Raw genomic sequence first — 18,226 nt, 5'->3', positions numbered from 1 at the left:
AATGCCGAATTTACAAAATAAGCCAATATTGAGCAGGCATGTATGGGTGATATATTTATTATCCTTCCTTCTGCTTGGTGTCGTTTGGTATTTCCAGTGGATACTGGGGTTCATTTTGACTGTTTTATTAGCCGCTTCCTTTTATTATAGTGTCAGGACGGAAAGAACACTTCTTAATGAGACAGAGAAATATATATCAACCATGTCACATCGGATCAAGAAGGTTGGAGAAGAAGCATTATTAGAGATGCCTTTAGGTATTATTTTGTATAATGAAGATTATCAGATAGAATGGGCAAATCCATACATGAATCAATTTAGTGATGAAGATGATTCGCTAATAGGTGAGTCGTTGAATAAGCTTTCGGAAGATATTATTCCGATGGTTAAGGAAAACAAAGAGAGCCTTTGGCTTGAATTGGATGGTTATAAATTTAACACCATCATAAAAAAAGAAGAACGTTTACTATACCTGCTTGATCGAACGGATCAGCAGCAATTAAGAAAGCTATACCATAATGATCAAACCGTGCTTTCCATTATCTTCTTAGACAATTATGAAGAAATTACACAGAATATGGATGATACAGCTAAGAGCCAATTAAACTCAGAGGTAACAACCGTTTTGAATAATTGGTCGAATCGTTATGGCCTTTATTTAAAACGCACATCTCAAGAGCGATTTTTGGCTGTTGGAACGAAGGAAATTCTAGGGCAGCTGGAGAAAATTAAATTCGATATTTTGGATGAGGTCCGTGAAATGAACGGCGTTGAAAATAACCCCGTTACACTTAGTATCGGGGTTGGCGTCGGAAATATATCTCTACCAGAGTTAGGTGAGCTTGCACAATCCAGCCTTGATCTTGCATTGGGACGTGGCGGGGACCAGGTTGCGATTAAAGAAGATCAAGGTAAAGTAAGGTTTTACGGTGGTAAAACGAATCCAATGGAGAAACGAACCCGTGTAAGGGCACGTGTTATCTCACATGCGTTAAAAGAGCTTGTGAAGGCAAGTGACAATGTCATCATTATGGGCCATAAATCACCAGATATGGATTCCCTTGGTGCAGCTATTGGCGTCTTGAATATCGCGAAAACAAACAATGTCGAAGGGCATATTGTCTTCGATCCAGATGATGTTGATACTGGTGTATATCGTCTAGTTGATGCGATCAAGGCGGATGACGAATTATGGAAATATTTTATTGATCCGGATCGTGCGGAGGAGATTATTACAAATCGTAGCTTGCTTGTTATCGTTGATACCAATAAACCATCAATGGTAGCCGATGAAAGCCTGCTTCATAAAACAGAATATCGAGTCGTAATCGATCACCATCGGAGAGGTGAGGACTTTATTGATAATCCTACGTTAGTATATATGGAACCATATGCTTCTTCGACTGCAGAACTAGTGACGGAGTTATTGGAATATCAACCAAAAGGTACGAAGTTAAAAATGCTGGAAGCTACAGCATTGCTAGCAGGAATTATTGTCGACACGAAAAGCTTTACGTTACGTACTGGATCACGGACGTTTGACGCAGCATCATACTTACGTTCGGTTGGAGCTGATACCGTTTTAGTACAACAATTCCTAAAAGAGGATTTAGACCTGTATATAATACGAAGTAAAATTATTGAACGTGCAAAAATATTCCGCGATCATATTGCGATTGCCAAAGCTGAATCGGGAACATCCTATAGCCCTGTGATGATTGCTCAGGCAGCCGATACCTTGTTAACGATGACCGGAATAAGTGCTTCTTTTGTGATTTCTGAAAGAGCAGATGGTAAAATTGGAATTAGTGCCAGGTCACTTGGAAAAGTAAATGTACAAGTGATCATGGAAAAAATGAATGGTGGCGGGCATTTGACAAATGCGGCTACTCAAATAGAAGATACAACTATCGATGATTCAGAAGCATTCCTAATCGATATTTTAAACGAGTATTATGAAGGGAGAGAATCGGAATGAAAGTAATTTTTCTTAAAGATGTAAAGGGTAAAGCAAAAAAAGGTGAGGTAAAGAACGTACCGGATGGCTATGCCCGAAACTATCTGTTAAAAAATAAATTGGCAGAGGAAGCAACCTCTGGAAATATGAAGGCCCTAGATGCAAAAAAACGTAAAAATGCACAATTAGAACAACAGGAAAAAGAAGAAGCAATGAATCTTAAAGATTCATTGGCAGAACTAACCATTGAAATTAAGGCGAAATCGGGAGATAATGGACGTCTATTCGGTTCCATTACAAGTAAGCAAATTGCCGAAGCATTACAGAAGCAACATGGACATAAATTGGATAAACGGAAAATTGAGCTTGACCAGCCAATCCGTTCATTAGGGTACACAACAATTCCAGTAAAACTTCATCCAGAAGTTTCTGGTTCAGTTAAAGTTCACGTGAGCGAACAATAATAATAAATTGCAAGATGGATAATGAAAATGAAGGGAAATCGGCGACTGGGCCGATTTCTTCTGTATAAAGATAAAAAAGAGCTTGGTTTTACTTCTTAGAAAAGGGGGAGCATCGAATGAATCAGACGTTAAATGATCGTACACCGCCACACAATATAGAAGCAGAACAATCGGTGATTGGTGCTGTCTTTCTGGAGCCTGAAGCATTTTCGACTGCTTCTGAATTATTACTTCCAGATGATTTTTATCGAGCAAGTCATCAACGAATTTTCCAAGCGATGATGGACCTTTCCGAACGAGGCGAACCAATTGACGTCGTCACGGTTACGACCTATTTAAATGACAAGAGGCAGCTGGAAGAGGCTGGCGGTGTATCGTATTTAACACAGGTTGCTGAGAGTGTTCCAACTGCAGCGAATATCGAATACTATAGTAAAATCGTTGAGGAAAAGTCGATCCTAAGACGATTAATCCGCACAGCAACGGATATTGTTACGTCTACTTTTGAACATGAAGATGAAGTAGAAGGTGTCTTAAACGATGCAGAGAAAAACATTCTGGAGGTATCTGGAAGGAAAAATTCCGGAGCCTTTAAAAATATAAAAGATGTTCTTATTGATGTTTACGATAATATTGAGCAGCTTCATCAGCAAACAGGTGATGTTACGGGAGTACCAACAGGCTTCCATGATTTAGATAAGATTACCTCTGGTTTCCAGCCGAATGATTTAATTATTATCGCAGCCCGTCCGTCTGTGGGTAAGACGGCATTTGCATTGAATGTTGCTCAAAATGTCGCTGTAAAAACAGATCAGAATGTGGCGATATTCAGTCTTGAGATGGGTGCAGATCAGCTAGTTCAGCGTATGCTCTGTGCCGAGGGTAATATCGATGCACAGCGATTACGTAATGGGCAGCTGCAAGCAGATGACTGGAGTAAACTAACGATGGCGATGGGATCTTTATCGAATGCTGGAATTTATATTGATGATTCTCCAGGAGTTCGAGTAAGTGAAATTCGTTCGAAGTGTAGACGTTTAAAACAAGAGCATGGCCTTGGGATGATTTTAATTGATTATCTTCAATTGATTCAAGGAAGCGGGAATTCAAAGGATAATCGTCAGCAGGAAGTATCTGAAATTTCTCGTGCCTTAAAAGCGTTAGCTCGAGAGCTGAAGGTGCCTTTGATCGCCTTGTCACAGCTATCCCGTGGTGTGGAATCACGTCAGGACAAACGTCCAATGATGTCGGATATTCGTGAGTCGGGAAGTATCGAGCAGGATGCTGATATTGTCGGATTCCTCTATCGTGATGATTATTATGATAAAGAAACAGAAAACCAGAATATCATCGAGATCATTATTGCTAAGCAGCGTAATGGTCCGACGGGTACAGTAGAGCTAGCATTTGTGAAGGAATATAATAAGTTCGTAGACTTGGATCATCGCTACCAAGAAGGAGATATTCCCCCAGCGATGATGCAAGCGTAGCTAAACAGCCTTATATGAGGCTGTTTTTTTGTGTTAAGGGAAGCTGGGTCTTGATTAAAAGGGAGAATCTGATGGTCACGTTCAAGAAAAAGGCCGAATTTTGCATTGAAAATACTCAAAATCCCAGGACGAAAGCTCACTCGCTTAACATAACTCTTCAAAATAAAAATTAGGTGACACCATTTGTACGGATTGGATACAATTCACCAGCAAACGCGAATGTTGCTCTCCCTGTTTCCTCGGAAACGATGAGGATTAATGCATCGGATAGTTCGGAAAGTCCGAGTGCAGCACGATGTCTTGTTCCTAGTTTTTTCTCGACTACTTTTTGCTTGGAAACTGGAAGGACATTAGCAGCTGAAACAATTGTTGAATCACAGACTAGAACGGCACCATCATGTAATGGACTACCAGTGTGGAAAATCGATTCTAATAAAGGAAACGATAAATCAGCATTAATTGCAATCCCAGAATGGATGTACGGATCTAAAGCATCGTTTCGTTGAATTACAATTAGGGCTCCATGGTTTCGGTCTGAGAGATGTTGGATTGCTTTTGAGAGCACCTCAAATTGATTTGTAAAAGGTGCCAAGTAAGAATTTAAATAATGGGATGCTGTGCTAACTTGAATATCATGAAATACATTATGGATTTCCTCAAATTCATTGAGTAAGCTTGAATTTGGACTATCCATTGCATGCATTAAACGATCAATTCGAAGCGATAAATCTCCGAGGTCTTTTTTTAATTGATTGATCAATGAAAACGATAGAGCTGGTTTAATTAACCCCATGATTCCACCCCTGTTCTTCTAAAATCTCTTTTATTTTTTCACAGAAGTTATTGTTTTATGCGTAAAAAATAAATACAGTTTTTGTTTATATCCGTACATTAATTGATTAATTAAATTAAATGTGTGTGTTTTAGATTGACTAGTGTATTTTCTATTGATAAAATTACAGTTGTCAATAAAAAAGTCATACAATGAAGTTAAAATTATGGAGGTGTGCTTATGTCCTCAGTAGTAGTAGTTGGAACACAGTGGGGCGATGAAGGGAAAGGGAAAATTACCGACTTTTTATCGCAAAATGCAGAAGTAGTAGCTCGTTATCAAGGTGGTAACAATGCAGGTCATACGATTAAATTTGATAATATGACATATAAATTGCACTTAATCCCATCCGGAATCTTTTTTAAAGATAAAATCTGTGTATTAGGTAATGGCATGGTCATTGACCCGAAGGCATTTATAGAAGAAATTGCTTATTTGCATGAGCATGGGGTTTCTACTGACAATCTTCGTATCAGCAACCGTGCACATGTTATTTTACCTTATCACCTGGAATTGGATATTCTTCAAGAGGAAGAGAAGGGTGAAAATAAAATCGGTACAACGAAAAAAGGAATTGGACCTGCGTATATGGATAAAGCAGCACGAACTGGAATCCGGATTGCAGATCTATTGGACAAAGCAGCCTTTCGTGAGAAATTAGAGCAAAATTTAAAAGAGAAAAATCGTTTATTTGAAAAGGTTTATGAAGTGGAACCACTGAAGATAGAACCGATTTTAGAAGCGTATTATGAATATGGTCAACAAATGATGCCATATGTTGTCGACACATCGGTTGTTTTAAATGATGCAATTGATGATGGGCGTCGTGTCCTTTTTGAAGGGGCACAAGGTGTGATGCTTGATATTGATCAAGGTACGTATCCATTTGTTACATCATCGAACCCAATTGCTGGTGGAGTAACAATTGGCTCGGGTGTAGGTCCTACAAAAATTAACCATGTTGTTGGTGTTTCGAAGGCATATACGACACGTGTAGGAGATGGACCATTCCCAACAGAGCTTCAGGATGAGATTGGTAATCAGATTCGGGAAATAGGGCGCGAATATGGAACAACAACAGGAAGAGCACGTCGTGTGGGCTGGTTTGATAGTGTTGTTGTCAGACATGCACGGCGTGTAAGTGGAATTACGGACCTTTCCTTAAATTCTATAGATGTACTGACAGGTATTGAGACACTGAAAGTTTGTACAGCATATCGATATAATGGGGAAATCATGAAGGAATTCCCTGCCAGTTTAAGTGTACTGGCACAATGTGAGCCGGTCTATGAAGAAATGCCAGGCTGGACAGAGGATATTACAGGTGTGAGAAGCTTAGACGAGCTTCCTGATAATGCACGCCATTATCTTGAGCGAATATCCCAATTAACAGAGATACCATTATCAATTTTCTCTGTTGGGCCAGATCGTTCTCAGACAAATGTTGTACGTAGTGTATATCGTCCGTAAAATTACTTGGTTGGCTTACCAATAATGTGCATGCTATGAACGGATTATTACTAGCTATTTCTTTCTTGAGTTACAGGGCTTGTGGGGAGTTTCCTCACAGGTCCTGTTTTTAATTGAATGATTGTTTATCGTATTTATTATTAATTAAAGTAAATTTTTGGTTGCAATAATACAATTTCTTTACATTATTCGACAATCCATTTTTTAACCTGTTGAGCTATGGTAGATTGGTAGAATGAGTTTTATACATACTCTATGAGATTAATATAGAATTACTTAGATTAAAAGGAGAACAAGGGAATGTTTTATCGTACCAGTACAGAAAAGAAGCCGGAAGCTATGACAAGGAATAAACGGAAATGGAGTTTATTCAAAAAGACAGCAATAATGACATGTCTAGGGATTGGGGTAACTTTACATCCTGTACAGGCAGAAGATACATTGGAAACAATATATCATGTGTACATAGATGGTGAGCACCTTGGAAAGGTTGACGATCAGGATGTTATCCAGCAAGTGATCGATGATAAACTGGCCAAGCATCAGAATAACTATGACGCCATTGAATTAACCATTGGTGAAGACATCACTTTCATCCCTGAAATGGTTTTTAATCCGAAATACAATAATGAAAAAGTAACAAAAAAGCTGGATGAGCAAATGACCGTAATGGCAGATGCAGTGGAATTGAATATTGCAAATGAAACCGTTGGTTATTTTAAAGATGAGGAGACAGCTGAAGCAGTTCTAAAAGCCTATACGACAAAATATGTAGATGAAAACGAGTGGGAAAAAATTGAAGCTATAAAGCAGAAATCTGCAGCTGATAAGGGAACAAAAGAAAAACAAAAGCAAGATAAAGGGGTTCCTGATGTCGGAGAAACAATTGTCACAGATATTGCATTTTCAAAGGAAGCTGTTATCTCCGAGGAAACCGCAGATCCGGATGAAATTTTAACGGAAAAACAAGGTATCCAAATGCTTGAAAAAGGAACGCTGCAAGACAAGATACATGCCGTTAAAGAAGGAGAAGTTTTAGGGGAAATTGCTGGAAAATACGATTTAACGACAGAAGAACTGCTAGAACTAAATCCCGATTTAACAGATGAAACTGTACTGAAAATTGACCAGGAAATAAACGTAACAGAATATGATGCGTTTGCACAAGTGGTCGTGACTGAAAAGCAGGCGGTTGAGGAATCAATTCCTTTTAAAACAGAAGTTATTGAATCAGAGGACATGTATAAAGGCGAGGAAAAAGTAAAACAAGAAGGTAAAGACGGAAAAAAAGAAGTTTTATATGAAATAAAGAAGCAAAATGGCAAGCAAACGGCAAAAGAATCCCTAGATGAAGCCGTTACAGAAGAACCTATAAATAAGGTTGTTATCAAAGGCACAAAGGTAATTTCCTCACGAGGAACTGGAGACATGGTTTGGCCAGCAGTTGGTGGATATATTTCCAGCCATTTAGGTGAGCGTTGGGGAAGGATGCATAAAGGAATTGACATTGCACGCCCAAGCAATCGTAATATTTTAGCTGCTGATAATGGCGTTATTGAATCTGCTGATTATAACGACGGTGGCTATGGCAATAAGATTGTGATGAATCACAATAATGGGATGAAAACAATCTACGCACACCTATCCTCTATTGATGTGGAAGTAGGTCAGGTTGTCGAAAAAGGTAGTAAAATTGGTGTGATGGGTTCTACAGGAAACTCGACAGGAATTCACCTTCATTTTGAAGTATATAAAAATGGCAGCCTTAAGAATCCAACAGAATATGTAAGTGAATAATAAGAAGGCCGGCTCTATCTGAGCCGGCCTTCTTCCTTTCGAAAAATTTAGTAGCAGGTTAGACGTTTCCTAGGTAAAGACAGATGAGCAAAAGTACGATAGAATAGAATGAAGGAATGGATAAAAAGGAAGTGAAATGAGATGGCACAAAAAATATTAGTTGTAGACGATGAGCAACCAATTGCAGATATATTAAAATTTAATTTAGAAAAAGAGGGCTATCAAGTAATTATAGCAAATGATGGTGATACTGCTATTGAGCTTGCTGAAAGTGAGAATCCTGATTTAATTTTATTAGATATCATGTTACCAAATAAAGATGGAAATGAAGTACTTCGTGAAGTGAGAAAGACAAAGACGATGCCGGTTATCATGTTGACGGCTAAGGATTCAGAAATTGATAAAGTACTTGGACTGGAGCTTGGCGCAGATGATTATGTGACAAAGCCGTTCAGCAATCGTGAGTTGATTGCACGGGTAAAAGCTAATTTGCGCAGACAGCAGGTCCCTGATGATACGGTGAAGGCAACAAAGGATATTGTTATTGGGGATCTCATTGTTCACCCGGATGCATACGTTGTTTCAAGAAAAGGGGAACAAATCGAGTTAACGCATCGTGAGTTTGAATTATTGCATTATTTAGCTCGCCATATTGGACAAGTAATGACGAGAGAGCATTTGCTTGAAACTGTTTGGGGCTATGATTATTTCGGAGATGTTCGTACTGTTGATGTTACTGTACGCAGGCTTCGTGAGAAAATTGAGGAGAATCCGAGTAACCCGATGTGGATCGTGACAAGACGGGGTGTAGGATATTATTTACGTAATCCTGAGCAGGAGTAGTTGTGATGAATAAAGTTGGTTTTTTTCGTTCGATACAATTAAAGTTTATTATTATTTATATCTTGTTATTGCTGCTTGCTGTTCAAGTGATTGGGTCATTCTTTACCATCAGGCTGGAGGATGATCTATTTGAAAGCTTTAAAACCTCCATTAATGAGCGGGTGGAACTTTTAAACTACAACCTCGAACAAGCCTTTGAAAGAGAGCGAAATGAAGAGGATGGTGACATATCCTTACAGCAAGAGGTACAGCAAATTGTAGAAGATATAAGTACCGATAATGCAGCTACGACCGTACAAGTAATTGATACTCAGCGGGTTGTGTTGGGGACGAATCGAATTAACGAAATGGACGAGATTGGAAAAAAATCAACGCAGAATTTAGTTCAGCAAGCATTATTTTTTGATTCCCAGCGAAAAAGTGAATTTAACGATAATGGGGAAAGTGTATATGTTCAGGTAGAGCCAATTTTTGATTCAGAGGGCTTAGCTGTTGGTGTTATATATTTTCAATCCTCATTGGAAGGTGTATATGATCAAGTAGAAGGCATTAATCGAATCTTTTTCCAAGGGTCTATTCTTGCAATCAGTATTTCGGCAATACTGGGAATTCTTGTTGCTCGCACCATTACAAAGCCGATTAAGGAAATGAGAGAGCAAGCTCAGATCATGGCAAATGGAGATTTTACACAAACGGTTAATATATATGGGAAGGACGAAATCGGACAACTAGCTGAGACCTTTAATGATTTGAATAGTCGATTGAAGCACTCGTATGCAACGATTGAGGAAGAGAGAAGAAAGCTGAGCTCTGTCCTTTCCAATATGTCCGATGGTGTTATTGCTACGGATAATAGTGGATCGATTACGTTAATGAATGAGGCGGCAGGAAGGCTGATCGGTAATAATCCAGAAGAGGTTATCGGTGACTTTTTGCTGGACGTTCTGCAGCTCGAAGGTAAGATTATTGATATAACCGATCTGCAAGATAGTGGATCAATGATTATTGATTTTAGTGATGATGATAATCCTTTCCTAATACGAGCAAACTTTTCAACTGTATTGGACGACGAAGAGGAAATAACAGGATTCATTACGGTAATTAGTGATGTAACGGAACAGGAGAAGGTAGAACAAGAGCGTCGTGATTTCGTATCCAATGTATCACATGAGTTGCGGACGCCGTTAACAACAATGAAGAGCTATCTAGAAGCATTAACCGATGGGGCTTGGGAGGATAAAGATATTGCTCCGAAGTTTCTCAGTGTTGCGCAAGGTGAGACGGATCGGATGATTCGTATGGTAAACGATCTGCTTCAGCTTTCGAAAATGGATTCGGATGAGCTGCCGATGCATAAAGAGCGCTCAGAATTTGCGAGCTTTTTCCATCATGTGATTGATCGGTTTGAAATGAATTCTCCTGAAAAGATAAAACTCGTTCGCGAAATTCCAAATGTACAAAGCTATGTCTGGATGGATAAAGACAAAATGACGCAAATTCTAGATAATATTATTTCAAATGCGATTAAATATTCTCCAGAAGGTGGATTAATACGTTTAAAACTTGAAGTAAAGCGTCATTATCTGCTTGTTAGCATCAAGGATCAAGGAATGGGGATTGCCTATGATAAGCTGGAAAAAATCTTCGAACGATTTTACCGAGCAGATAAAGCAAGAGCAAGGAAGTTTGGTGGAACAGGTTTAGGATTGGCAATTACGAAAGAATTAGTGGAAGCACATCACGGGACCATTTGGGCGAAAAGTAAAGAAGGCGAAGGGACAACGATTCTCTTCACATTACCGCTTATGAATAAGAAGCGGAGGGGATTCCGATGAAATTAGAAACAGCAAAAACGTTGATATTAATCGTTTTAATTGGAACAAGCTTACTCCTTACCCTTGGGACAGGAAGCATCAAGTCAAGTCAAACGGCATTAAATAACGAGACAATTGATGAGGTTGACATTGGTGGAACAGAAGAAAATAGACGAAGCATTATTGAGCCGATGGACATCATTTTACATGCGAATGGCAGTTATTATGGCTTTAAAGATCCGACAGAGCGAGAGATCCTATATAATCGGATGAATTCCTGGAGTTTATCTGATGTTACGATTCAATCGGTTGCAAATCGAACGCCGAGCGATTATGAGGTAGAGATCATTTTCCCGGAAAAATTCCCGGTAGAATTATTAGGGAGTAGTATTTTCAAATTAGCTGATGAAGATGTCCATTTACCCGAAAATGCATTATTTGAACGTATTTATATTAAATTTGATGAAAACACAGACACATTACTAGTTGAGTTAGTTACGGATGATGGCGGGCTTGTAACGGGCAAGATAACGGATACCAATGATTTTAACCATCTCTGGTCTTATATGGATGGATTTGATTTGGATACATTTCGGTTGTACACGTTAATGGATGAAGGTGGTAAAGATATTTACTTGCCTACCGGTGAAATTGTGTTACCGAAAAAAATAATGTCCTTTCAACGAATCAATCCGCCTGACATGCGCGACGTATTATTTGATACCCCATCTGTAGTAAGTGAGTCCAGAACTCCAGAAATAGGTGAAAGTTATTTTACAGATAGTCGTCAACTGCGAGTGGATGAAAACGGTATTGGGATGGAATATATAAATATTTTAACAGAGGATAATAATACGGATCCATTGCTTTCTCCAACAACATTATTGGATAGAAGTATTTTGCAAATTAATAATCATAAGGGTTGGACAAGTGATTATCGATTAGCAGAATTGAACACGATGCAAGGTCTAATAAATTATCGGATGTATTTTGAAGGATATCCTGTCTTTAACAATGACAATATGTCTATGATTGAGCAACAATTGAACAGTCAGCAATTGACTAAATATAATAGACCACTGATTTTATTTGCACCGTCTGTTATTAATGAAACACCTGTAGAGCTAGCATCTGGGGAAGTTATTAAAAACAATATCCTTAATCCTGATCATTCAGACTATAGTATAGAAAATATACAGGCTGTTACACTTGGCTATCGGCTAAATATCGATACCGATTTTTCATACAATGAAAATGTTGAACTGGAACCGGTATGGTATATCAAATATAATGGTCGCTGGATTCAGCATGCGTTTAATGAACCAGCAAAACCAGAAGGGGGAGATTGAGAATGCAGTGGGGCCACATTAAAACACTATTTATTCTCAGTTTCCTTATTTTGAACATCTACTTATTAATTCAATATGTAGATAGACAGCAGGATTCAGAACGTCCGGCATTGGATGAAAGTAAAGAAACGAGTTTGGAAGAACAACTGGAATCGGAGAATATTAAGATTCAAACAGAGATAGAATCGGATGTTGCTGAGTCCAATTATATTAGCGTTTCGCAAAAGAAGTTTACCGAAGAAGAAAAAAGCATGTTAAATAGCATCAATAATATAACGGCGGCAGTGATTGATGATGAGTTTGTCGTGGCGCAGCTGAATGAGCCAATCCCAATCCCTATTAATGCAAGTGACAGTCGAGTTACAGAATTGCTGGCACCTTATTTGGCTTATGCCGATGAATATAACTTCTGGGGTTGGAATGAAGATTATAGAGTACTGATTTTCTCACAGTCAAAGGAAGGCCGGACAATATATTTGAATGGGAGTGCGATTATCCTTGCATATTTAAACCAAGATAACGAGGTAACTCACTACACCCAAATGATGCTAGGGGAGTCGAGCAAGCAAGGGTCGGATCAAACAATAAATCCGCCTATCCAGGCCATTGGCACGTTGTTTGAGCGGAATAACCTTATACAGGATGATGCGGTTACCGAGGTGAGATTAGGATTTCTGTCGCGAATACCGACAGAAGGTACGCATGTGTTTGCACCGACATGGAAAGTAACGGTAAATGAAAGTAGGAATTACTTTGTAAATGCGATTGAGGGGCTTGTTTATGCAGGTACGGATAAGGAATTTCTCAATAATACAATCAACGATAATATAACAAGAATTGGAAGTTTACCAGAAGAAAGTGAGATAAAAGAAGCAGCTCTACATGCTTTAGAGCAAAGTCTTGAGGTAGGAAATCGGAGTGAAATAGAATGACATTACGTTTTAGTGTTTTGGCATCTGGAAGTACGGGGAACGCATTTTATGTCGAAACAGACAAACAGCGATTTCTTGTAGATGCTGGGCTAAGCGGGAAGCAAATGGACCAGTTATTTAGCAAGGTACAGGTTGATCCTGCAGCCCTTTCAGGAATTTTGGTAACGCATGAGCATAGCGATCATATTAAGGGATTAGGGATTATGGCAAGGAAATATAATCTCCCAATCTATGCGAATGAAAAGACATGGAAAGCAATGGAGAATTCGCTTGGAAAGCTTACAACAGATCAGAAGTTTTTGTTCGGGATGAATGAAGTGAAGACGTTTGATGATCTGGATATTGAATCATTTGGTGTATCGCATGATGCGGCAGAGCCAATGTTTTATACTTTTCGGCATGATGGGAAGAAAGTAGCGCTCGTAACAGATCTTGGTTATGTTTCGGAGCGAATCAAAAAAACAGTAGAAGACGCGGATGCATATATTTTCGAGTCCAATCATGATGTAGAAATGCTGCGGATGGGTCGTTATCCGTGGAGCGTTAAGCGCCGTATATTAGGTGATTCTGGTCACGTTTCAAACGAAGATTGCGGATTAGCACTTGCAGATATAATCAGTAACCGTACGAAACGAATCTATCTTGCCCATTTGAGTTTGGATAATAATATGAAGGACCTAGCTCGAATGTCTGTACAAGGTGTTCTCCAGGAAAGAGGTATTCATATCGATCTGCACGATACGGATCCAAAGGAGCCAACTCCTTTGTATGAGGTTGTATAGTCATTATTTTATTGGTTCCCCTAGATATAATTGTTTAATAATTTCCGGTTTAAGGTAATACTATAGTATGTGTTCAAAAAGAGGAAAAAGGAACCGAGAATTTCGATTGTTTTTCGGGCTTACGCGCATAATGTAGCTTTTATGGCAGCAAGATGTGAAGACAGTTAGTCGAATGTCCTCAGTTCTTGATTATTAGCAGGTTTTTTGAACAATCTCTTTACCATATATCATATCAATAAGGGGACTACGAGATGGGATATTATGATCAGAATTACCGGACATATCGGAAACGAAAGGGAAGATGGCTTGCCCCGCTTATAATAGGAATTGTGATTGGTGTCCTATTTATTGGACTTGTTATGCCTGAATTTATGAATTCAACGAATGGTGGAGACGACGCTCGTGACCAAGTGACGATTGAGACAAATGAACAAAATGGTAATCAAACCCTTAATACATCTGTAACCGTTGATGTGACGACTCAGATAACAGAGGTTGTTGAGGAAGTGACACCAACAGTTGTCGGGATTACGAATATTCAACAGCGTTCTGATTTCTTTGAGCAGCAAGAAGGGATAGAAGCTGGTACAGGATCTGGCGTTATTTATAAGAATAATGATGGAACTGCTTTTGTCGTAACAAATCATCATGTAATTGAAGGTGCAGACACCGTGGAAGTAGTTCTCTACGAAGATACTCACATTGAGGCAGAAATTGTTGGGAGTGACCTCTTTTCGGATTTAGCAGTGCTGCGCATGGATGGGGCGGCTGTAGATAAAGTGATTGAAATTGGCACATCAGAAAGTATCAAAGTTGGTGAGCCAGCAATTGCAATTGGTAATCCATTGGGTCTTTATCTTTCAAGCACAGTTACCCAAGGAGTAATCAGTGGAACAGAGCGCACAATCCCCCAAGATTTTAACCAAGATGGTCGTGCAGATTGGCAAGCGGAGGTTATTCAGACGGATGCCGCGATTAACCCTGGAAATAGTGGTGGTGCATTGATTAATATTTATGGTCAGCTTATTGGAATCAATTCGATGAAGATTAACCAGGCTGCTGTAGAAGGAATTGGTTTTGCAATTCCTATTGACCATGCCTTACCAATTATTGAAGAATTGGAGACCACAGGAGAAGTAACACGGCCATATCTAGGTGTTGAAATTTATTCGCTTGATGAAGTACCACAAACCGAGTGGAGAGATACGTTAAATTTACCTTCTGAAGTAGATGGCGGTGTTTACGTTTGGAATGTAGAGCCATTGTCTCCAGCGGATCAGGCAGGATTAGAACGTTTGGATGTCATCACGGAGCTGGACGGGAATCCAATTATGAATATGATTGATTTACGTAAAGTACTGTATCAAGAAAAGGAAATTGGCGATAAGATTCAAGTGACATATTATCGAAATGGCGAGCGGATCGAAACAGACATAGAGCTTGGAAGCCAGTAAAAGATATAAAGCTATCTTCTAAAAATGTAGCAGAAGGTAGCTTTCGCTGTGATAAAAGAAAATTTGAAGACTGTGTATAAACTTAGAGACATGCTTATCGATGATTAAATGCTATATTCTCTCTATACTATTATGGGAAACACTTTTGCTTCGTTATCCATTATGTGTATAATCTATAATTTTTGAAAAAGTAATCCACAAAAAACGAAAGTTATGCACAAATGGTGGATAATTATTAATGATGAATCAATATATGGTGTAAAAAATGAGCGTTTATAACAAAATAGCTACGAACACTTGTGCATATGTGTATAAAACTGTGGATAACTCAAAGTTATACAGACAGGATTGTCGTTATACACGAGTTATCCACAAATAAATCTTTCCTTTTGTTGATTGCCTGGAAATTCAGATGGCTTTTTGTCCACGAGCATGTTGCCAGATGAGTAGCAGCAAAATAATTAAGACGATATCTAATCTAGCTTGAAAGCTAAAGTTAAGGAAGCCAGATGTTCCGATTAAAGGAATCTTTGTAAAATAAAGTGCTCCAAGCATAATGAATATTAGAGGAGCTACGGCAATATTCATATACATCCTACCAACAATTAACATTCCACAACCTAGCTCGACAAGAGCAACCAGCAATAACATAACCTCTGGAAAAGGCAATCCAACACCCGCAAAAATTTCTCTGAAATCTGGATTGATTAATTTCATCATGCCAGAAATAATAAAAACATAACCTGTCGCATAACAAATCCATTTCATCGTATGCATCCCTTTCATTTTAATAAAAGTATCTATTGCTACATAACTATGCAGCTGCATGGACAAACTTTCCTTCATCAGATAAAAAACATGGGGGATTATGGCAGATAGGAAAGTTTTAACTTTTCTTTGCTTATGAGCGCAACGAAGGCAATTCGCTCAGGTTGGTAAATGTCAAATGTCAAGTTTTCATAAGGGTAGTGCTATATTGCATAGAGATGGTGCTATATCAGATAAAGATAGTTTGCAGGTGGTGTTATTTCATTGAATATGGTTCAGTCTGGGCTATTTCTAACTGGACCTAGGAATTGCAATTGCGAATGATTCTCATTATAATCAAGGGTAGATTAAAAAAAGGAAGTGCAGTGAATGATTCGTCGATTTTTCTCGTATTACAAGCCGCATAAGCGGTTATTTATTGTTGACTTTACATCAGCAGTTATCGTTGCCATTCTCGAGCTTGCGTTTCCGGTGGCGGTACAATGGTTTATTGATACATTACTTCCAGGCAATGACTGGAATCTAATTGTCACGGTAAGTGTACTCTTATTATTCGTATATTTATTAAGTACCTATCTGCAATATATCGTGACCTATTTAGGTCATAAGCTCGGGATATATATCGAGACAGATATGAGGCGTGACCTGTTTCATCATGTACAGAAACAGTCATTCAAATTCTTCGATAACACAAAAACAGGACATATTATGAGTAGAATCTCCAATGATTTATTTGATATTGGAGAGCTTGCACACCATGGACCAGAGGACTTTTTCATCGCAATTATGACCTTTATCGGTGCTTTTATCATTATGTTCTCAACCAATGTGCAGTTATCCCTGATCATTTTAATTGCTGTGCCAATCCTTGTGTTTCTTATTTCGTTCAGTAATATTCGCATGAGCAGAGCATGGAAGAAGATGTATGAGGACATTGCAGGTGTCAACGCACAAGTTGAAGATGCTGTATCTGGAGTTCGTGTTGTTCAAGCTTTTACAAATGAAAAACATGAAATCAAGCGTTTTGCAGTAAATAACAATAGCTTTTTAAAGGCAAAAATCGCAGCCTATAAAGTAATGGGATTCGTGCATTCGAACATTTACATGATGATGCGTTTAATTACATTGCTCGTCTTAGTTGTCGGCGCGTGGATGACGTTTAATGGACAACTAAGTGCCGGAGAACTAGTATTCTTTGTATTAATGATGAACGTATTATTTAGTCCAATTCAAAAAATCAGTGCGTTGTTAGAGCTGTATCCAAAAGGAATGGCTGGATTCAAACGCTTCGCACAAATGTTAGATGTTGAACCGGATGTTCAAGATCGCCCGAATGCTGTACATGTGAATGAGCTAAAAGGAAACATTGCATTTCAAGATGTATCATTTAGCTATGAGAAAGCTCATGCTCCTGTCTTAAACAATATGAGCTTTAGCATTCAGGCTGGTGAGACGATAGCATTTGTTGGACCTTCAGGTGCCGGTAAAACGACGATATCATCTCTAATTCCACGTTTCTATGACGTAAATGCTGGGAGTATAATGATTGATGGGATGGACATTCGAGATATGACAAAGGAATCCCTTCGTCAACAGATCGGCGTTGTGCAACAGGATGTATTCCTCTTTACCGGGACACTTCGGGAAAATATAGCATATGGGAAGCTTGATGCAACTGATGAAGAAATTGAAACCGCAGCAAGGAATGCCCACATGGAAGAATTTATTAAGGAACTACCAGATGGTTATGAAACCCAAGTCGGAGAGCGTGGCTTGAAGCTATCCGGGGGACAGAAGCAACGGATTGCAATTGCCAGGATGTTCTTAAAAAATCCAGCAATTTTAATTCTCGATGAAGCGACTTCAGCCTTAGATACAGAGACGGAAATGATTATCCAGAGAGCATTGAATGACCTAGCGAAAAACCGGACAACCCTTGTGATTGCGCACAGACTCGCAACAATTAAAAATGCAGACCGTATCATGGTTGTAACGAAAAAAGGTATTGAAGAAGAAGGAAGTCATGAAGAGTTATTGAAACAAAATGGTTTATTTGCACAGTTGCATAATGTACAGATGAACTAGAAAGATGAAGTGTTTTGAATAGGAAAAGGAACTTAAAAAAGCAGAGTGAATCGCAATCACTCTGCTTTTTTTTGAAAAAGAGCATTAACGAAGTCCTTCAAGGGGTTTTAATAAATAGTTAGTTTAGTGTAAACTGAATTTAGAGAAAACAGTATATGGAATTTTGTGAGAAAACTACTTATCATGCAG

Annotated in this window: 14 protein-coding genes; 12 read left to right on the top strand and 2 right to left on the bottom strand. The window is 38.7% G+C overall.

Annotation, left to right across the window (positions count from 1 at the left end; all coding sequences use genetic code 11):
• The first annotated feature begins 1 nt into the window (after position 1).
• From MHH64_RS02400 to dnaB, 3 genes are all read left to right on the top strand, one after another.
• On the top strand, positions 2-1,978 hold the full coding sequence (locus MHH64_RS02400; RefSeq protein ID WP_340002639.1) for a DHH family phosphoesterase: 1,977 nt from the start codon (positions 2-4) through the stop codon (positions 1,976-1,978).
• Positions 1,975-2,421: a 50S ribosomal protein L9 gene (gene rplI, locus MHH64_RS02395; protein WP_095314239.1), complete on the top strand. Its 447-nt coding sequence runs from the start codon at positions 1,975-1,977 to the stop codon at positions 2,419-2,421. Before MHH64_RS02400 ends, rplI begins: the two co-directional genes overlap by 4 nt.
• 116 nt (positions 2,422-2,537) lie before the next feature.
• Entirely contained in the window at positions 2,538-3,911 is a 1,374-nt protein-coding gene (dnaB, locus tag MHH64_RS02390; RefSeq protein ID WP_095314238.1) for a replicative DNA helicase, read from the top strand.
• 169 nt (positions 3,912-4,080) lie between these two features.
• Here dnaB and cdaS read toward each other — a convergent pair whose 3' ends face one another.
• Positions 4,081-4,704: a sporulation-specific diadenylate cyclase CdaS gene (gene cdaS / locus MHH64_RS02385; RefSeq protein ID WP_340002638.1), complete on the bottom strand. Its 624-nt coding sequence runs from the start codon at positions 4,702-4,704 to the stop codon at positions 4,081-4,083.
• Positions 4,705-4,923: 219 nt separating this feature from the next.
• Between cdaS and MHH64_RS02380 the strand changes: the two genes are divergently transcribed.
• From MHH64_RS02380 to MHH64_RS02345, 8 genes are all read left to right on the top strand, one after another.
• Complete coding sequence (locus tag MHH64_RS02380) at positions 4,924-6,213, top strand: adenylosuccinate synthase (protein ID WP_118889314.1); 1,290 nt, start codon at positions 4,924-4,926, stop codon at positions 6,211-6,213.
• 300 nt (positions 6,214-6,513) lie between these two features.
• Positions 6,514-8,010 (top strand): M23 family metallopeptidase, encoded by a 1,497-nt coding sequence (locus MHH64_RS02375; RefSeq protein ID WP_340002637.1) that lies wholly within the window; start codon positions 6,514-6,516, stop codon positions 8,008-8,010.
• Between the two features lie 141 nt (positions 8,011-8,151).
• Positions 8,152-8,853: a response regulator YycF gene (gene yycF / locus MHH64_RS02370; protein ID WP_095314230.1), complete on the top strand. Its 702-nt coding sequence runs from the start codon at positions 8,152-8,154 to the stop codon at positions 8,851-8,853.
• 5 nt (positions 8,854-8,858) lie between these two features.
• On the top strand, positions 8,859-10,688 hold the full coding sequence (gene walK / locus MHH64_RS02365; RefSeq protein WP_095314228.1) for a cell wall metabolism sensor histidine kinase WalK: 1,830 nt from the start codon (positions 8,859-8,861) through the stop codon (positions 10,686-10,688).
• Complete coding sequence (yycH, locus tag MHH64_RS02360; RefSeq protein ID WP_251659728.1) at positions 10,685-12,016, top strand: two-component system activity regulator YycH; 1,332 nt, start codon at positions 10,685-10,687, stop codon at positions 12,014-12,016. The genes walK and yycH overlap by 4 nt, the downstream gene beginning before the upstream one ends.
• 2 nt (positions 12,017-12,018) lie before the next feature.
• Positions 12,019-12,948 (top strand): two-component system regulatory protein YycI, encoded by a 930-nt coding sequence (gene yycI, locus MHH64_RS02355; RefSeq protein ID WP_095314225.1) that lies wholly within the window; start codon positions 12,019-12,021, stop codon positions 12,946-12,948.
• On the top strand, positions 12,945-13,730 hold the full coding sequence (locus tag MHH64_RS02350; RefSeq protein WP_095314224.1) for an MBL fold metallo-hydrolase: 786 nt from the start codon (positions 12,945-12,947) through the stop codon (positions 13,728-13,730). Before yycI ends, MHH64_RS02350 begins: the two co-directional genes overlap by 4 nt.
• A 251-nt stretch (positions 13,731-13,981) precedes the next feature.
• Positions 13,982-15,184 carry a trypsin-like peptidase domain-containing protein gene (locus MHH64_RS02345; RefSeq protein WP_340002636.1) on the top strand — a complete coding sequence of 401 codons (1,203 nt, stop codon included), beginning with the start codon at positions 13,982-13,984 and terminating at the stop codon, positions 15,182-15,184.
• Between the two features lie 408 nt (positions 15,185-15,592).
• Here the strand turns inward: MHH64_RS02345 and MHH64_RS02340 are convergent, their stop codons facing one another.
• Positions 15,593-15,952 (bottom strand): DoxX family protein, encoded by a 360-nt coding sequence (locus MHH64_RS02340; protein ID WP_316246655.1) that lies wholly within the window; start codon positions 15,950-15,952, stop codon positions 15,593-15,595.
• Between the two features lie 369 nt (positions 15,953-16,321).
• Here MHH64_RS02340 and MHH64_RS02335 point away from each other — a divergent pair, with 369 nt between their 5' ends.
• On the top strand, positions 16,322-18,037 hold the full coding sequence (locus MHH64_RS02335; RefSeq protein ID WP_340002635.1) for an ABC transporter ATP-binding protein: 1,716 nt from the start codon (positions 16,322-16,324) through the stop codon (positions 18,035-18,037).
• Positions 18,038-18,226: the final 189 nt, after the last annotated feature.

Origin of the sequence: Oceanobacillus sp. FSL K6-0127 (assembly GCF_037983385.1) — a bacterium.
In the GTDB taxonomy this organism is placed as follows: domain Bacteria; phylum Bacillota; class Bacilli; order Bacillales; family Amphibacillaceae; genus Oceanobacillus; species Oceanobacillus profundus.
This window is presented reverse-complemented; position numbering and strand designations above follow the sequence as displayed.